Origin of the sequence: Edaphobacter sp. (assembly GCF_035763405.1) — a bacterium.
Lineage (GTDB): Bacteria > Acidobacteriota > Terriglobia > Terriglobales > Acidobacteriaceae > Edaphobacter.
Genome location: NZ_DASUBE010000086.1, coordinates 1 through 4281, shown reverse-complemented (window position 1 = coordinate 4281; position 4281 = coordinate 1). Strand labels below are relative to the sequence as shown.

General features: G+C 60.8%; 2 protein-coding genes and 1 pseudogene. 2 read left to right on the top strand and 1 reads right to left on the bottom strand.

Annotation, left to right across the window (positions count from 1 at the left end):
* Together VFU66_RS08855 and VFU66_RS08850 are read left to right on the top strand one after the other, a co-directional pair.
* Positions 1-702, top strand: a pseudogene (locus VFU66_RS08855) (DUF4382 domain-containing protein); the annotation flags it as partial.
* 520 nt (positions 703-1222) lie between these two features.
* Positions 1223-1897 carry a hypothetical protein gene (locus VFU66_RS08850; RefSeq protein WP_326445879.1) on the top strand — a complete coding sequence of 225 codons (675 nt, stop codon included), beginning with the start codon at positions 1223-1225 and terminating at the stop codon, positions 1895-1897.
* A gap of 103 nt (positions 1898-2000) precedes the next feature.
* Here VFU66_RS08850 and VFU66_RS08845 read toward each other — a convergent pair whose 3' ends face one another.
* Positions 2001-4226 carry a glycoside hydrolase family 3 C-terminal domain-containing protein gene (locus tag VFU66_RS08845; RefSeq protein WP_326445878.1) on the bottom strand — a complete coding sequence of 742 codons (2226 nt, stop codon included), beginning with the start codon at positions 4224-4226 and terminating at the stop codon, positions 2001-2003.
* Between the last annotated feature and the right edge of the window lie 55 nt (positions 4227-4281).

The window sequence follows — 4281 nt, the reverse complement described above, 5'->3', positions numbered from 1 at the left end:
ACCGGCAACGCTGTGAGCGGGACAGTGGCGGTCACGCTTGAGCAGAAGGACGCCAACGGCGTGGACCGTGTGTTTATGAGTACGATGACCGATGCGCATGGCCAGTTTGTCTTCTGCCCGCTGCCTTCGGGCACCTTCGACGTGGTGATTGTGGGCGAGACGAGCGGGCAGGCGGTATATGCTCCGGATGTGATCACCGGGGTTTCGACCGGCTCGGCGCTGGGGACGGTGCAGTTGCATCCCGCCGTGGCCACAGCAGCAGCGGCCAGGTTGCAGGGCATCATCACCTCGCAGAACGGAGCGAGCCCGGCGGCGGCAACCAGCATTGACGTGCTGGTGAGCGCGCTGGAGCCGATAAGCACCGGGCTGACGGTGACAATGCCGCAACTTCCGAACATGTCGAGCCCGACGCTGGCGCTGACAACCGAGAGCGGCACGGCGTGCCCGACGGGTACGGATTGCGTGAGCTACACGATGCCGTTGCCGGCGGCTGCTCCGTATGTGGGGGCGTTCTCGGCCGCCGGCACGACGCTGGCGCCGAGCGTGCTGCCTGCGGCCTACACGATGGACGCCATCGCGTTTGTGCCTCAGTCGGGCGGGACGACGGACTGCTCGCCGGGCGAGTTGCAGGCGACGCCGGTGACGCCGGTTGCCGGCTCGACGCTGCCTGTGGCTACGCTGGCGTTCAAGGGCTGCCAGTAATTTCCTTCGCTCAAACTGGAAAGAGGCCATCCGTTTCGGATGGCCGCTTTTTTGTGTCGGCGCTAATGGAAATACGTGCTTTCCACCCATCGCAAAAGACGTGCTGGATGGGGCACCCGAAGTTCTTGTCTGATTGACGGAAGGCAAAGCGAGATACAAGGGTCTCTTCACTTCGCAGCGCAATAGGACTGCGCTGCTTCGGTCGAGATAACGTGCTTTATCTGACTGGTTGGAGATAACTCACTCAAAGGTCGGAGACAGGGAGTTGCAAAGATGTGCATGCGGCGGTTAAAGAGAGGCCCCTGCCAGACTCCAGTTCTTTCCCCTCTATTGGCTCGTGTACACTTCCCGGCGGCCAGATTCTCCCCAAAGCCGTGCTGGCTAGATCGAAGACAGGAGAAAGAAAGAAATGAAAAATAGATTATTCAACGTTGTAACGGGGATGTGCGTTTTTGTGTTGCCAACTTTATGTGTTCCTTCATCCGGCGCTCAGGCAACTGAGGTTAAAGAGAAGCCCCCAATGTACTCGTATGTCGCGGAGTGGCAGGTTCCTCGGGCGCAGTGGGCAGACATGGACAAAGCAGCTTCGGCTGAGGCTTCCGTGATGGACAAGGCGCTCGCCGACGGAACGATCGTAGGATACGGCCACGATGAGACTGCGGTCCATCAGGAGAACGGTTACACGCACGACAATTGGTGGTCTGCAATGTCGATGGCAGGTCTGATGAAGGCCCTGGACCAGATAGCCGCAGCCAACAAAAATGCTCCGTCGTCCGCCCTGATGAGCGCGACGAAGCACTCAGACGCCATTCTGGTCAGCCGATATTACAACTGGCACTCCGGCTCCTGGAAGAACGGGTACGTTCACATTGGGTCCTATAAATTGAAGGCGGACGCGCCCGACGATGCGCTCGACACGCTAAGTCGGCGCCTGGTTGTGCCGCTACTGGAGAAGCTGCTGGCCGACGGTACGATCCGCGAATACGAGATCGACACAGAGGCAATTCACACCAACGCACCAGGCACGTTCTGGATTATTTATGTTGCGTCCAGTCCGGAAGGTCTGGACACCGTCAACGCCGCAGTGATTGCCAGCCAGAAGGCCGACCCGCTCTCTAGCGCGGCATTTGGTTCAGCAGTGGACGACAGCGCCCATCGCGATGAACTAGTTAAAGGGGACGGCACTTTCAAATAGTTTTGGACTTGGCTCTTCCCGATCCGCGAACGGCAAGCCTGAACGCCTGCCGTTCGTGGATGGTAGTTGTTACCGATTCGGCCCAATGTTCTGTCCTGCGTGCTTAGCGCACCTGGATGGTGGTGGAGAGTTTGATGTCGGCGGAGGAATCGCCGATGAGGAGTTTGACTGGTTCGGATTCGACGATGAACGTTTGCTGCTGTTCGTTCCAGTAGGCGAGGCTTTCGGCTTCCAGCGGGATCTCGACGGTTTTGGTTTCGTTTGGTGTGAGTGTGATGCGGTCGAAGCCTTTGAGTTCTTCGTGCGGGCGGGAGACCTTGGAGCCGAGGTGCTGGACGTAGAGCTGGACGACTTCGTCGCCGGTGTGCGTGCCGGTATTGGTAATGTCTACCGCGATGTTGATCGTGCCGTCTTTGGTGAGGCGCGTGGCGCTGGGCTTGAGATTCGACAGTTTGAATGAGGTGTAGCTGAGGCCGAAGCCGAATGGGTAGAGTGGCTGACCTTTGAAGTACATGTAGGTGCGGCCGTCGCGGATGTTGTAGTCCATCATGGGCGGGAGTTGCGTGAGCGAGCGCGGCCAGGTGGTGGTGAGGTGGCCGCCGGGGTTTGCGTCGCCGAAGAGGACTTCGGCCAGCGCGGTGCCTTCGTCCTGCGATGCGTGCGCCATGTGGAGGATCGCGGGGACGTTGGCTTCGGTCCAGTTGATGGCGAACGGGAAGCTGGAGATGAGCACGACTACGGTGTGCGGGTTGACGGCGTAGACCTGTTTGACGAGCTGCTCCTGTTGGCCGAGGTCGATGGATTCGCGGTCGCGGCCTTCGCGTCCGTCGCTGGGTACGGTGCAGGGGAGGGTGCCGTTGCCGGTCCAGTCGTGCGCCATGTCGGGGCCGCAGGTGGGGTCGTTGCCGACGAAGACGACCGCGACCTGGGCTTTGCGAGCGGCATCGACAGCTGCGTGGTTTGTCTCATCGCCTGCGTAGAGGACTTTGGTCTCGGGACCGAGGATTTTTTGGATGCCTTCGAGCGGCGTGACGGCGTAGGGAGGCGTGCCTCCGTACCAGTCCCAGTGGACGGAGTTGGCTAGTGGGCCGATGACGGCGATGGACTTGAGTGATTGCTTGTCGAGCGGGAGAGTGCTGGCTTCGTTTTTGAGGAGGACGATGGACTCGATCGCAATTTTTTTCGAGACGGCGCGGTCGGCTGCGGTGTTCCACGGCTCCGGTGAATCTTTGACGGTGGAATACGGCACCATCGAGGGTGGATCGAGCAGGCCGAGCTTCAGCGTGACGTTGAGCTTGCGGCGGACGAGTTCGTCGAGGTCGGCTTCGGTGATGGTGCCGGCTTTTAATGCGGCGCGGGTTTCGTCTTTATAGGTGTCGAGGAATTGGTTGACGCCATTCTTGAGGCATGCGACGACGGCGGCCTGCTGGTCGGGGAAGCTGTGCGAGTCTTTGACGAGAGCGCGGACTGCGCCGCCGTCGCTCGAGACGACATTGGCTCCCCATTTGTCGATGACCACACTTTTGATAACCGGATTGACAGCCATGTGGGTGCCGTTCCAGCCGTTGTAGCTGGCCATGACGCCGGTGCCGCCGCCGTCAAGGAAGCCCATGCGGAACGGGACCGAGTAGTACTCCCAGAAGAGGCGCTGGTCGAAGTCGGAGGAGGTCTTGGTGCGGTTGTCCTCGTTCGAGTTGGCGAGGAAGTGCTTCATGAGCGAGGCGGCCTGCCAGTATTTGGGATTGTCGCCTTGCAAACCGTGGATGAAGGCCGTGACCATGGTGCCGTTGAGGAATGGGTCTTCGCCGTAGACCTCTTCCGAGCGGCCCCAGCGCGGGTCGCGGGCGAGGTCGGCCTGCGGGCCCCAGAGCATCAGCATGGGGTGGTGGTACTTGGCGGTCTGGGTGATGAAGCGGGCCTCGTGGCCTTCGACGGCGGCGGCTTCGCGGACGAGGGCCGGGTCCCAAGTTGCTCCCATGCCGGGCGGCTGCGGGAACTGCGTGGTGGGGATGGCTGGATGCGCGTAGGGGCCGTTCGCTACTTCACGCTGAACGACGCCGTGGATGCCTTCAGAGCTTCCGAAGCTGGGGATGCCGAGGCGTTTGATGGACGTGTCGGTCGAGAGAAAGCCGATCTTCTCCTCGGTGGTCATCAGCGAGACGACGTTCGAGATGCGCTGGGCGGCAGGGAGAGATGGGTTTTGGAATGGGTACTTGTATGACTGCGTCTGCGCGAGGGCTGGTGTGAGGGCGAAGGCGGCGAGAGCGAGGGCAACGGCGAGCGTTCTGGTGTGCATGATGGCCTTGGGGTTCTCGACGATCAGGGCCACGCACGATTTCACGATGCGCGGGCGGGCTGTTCGTGAGAGAGTGCCATGCTATCAC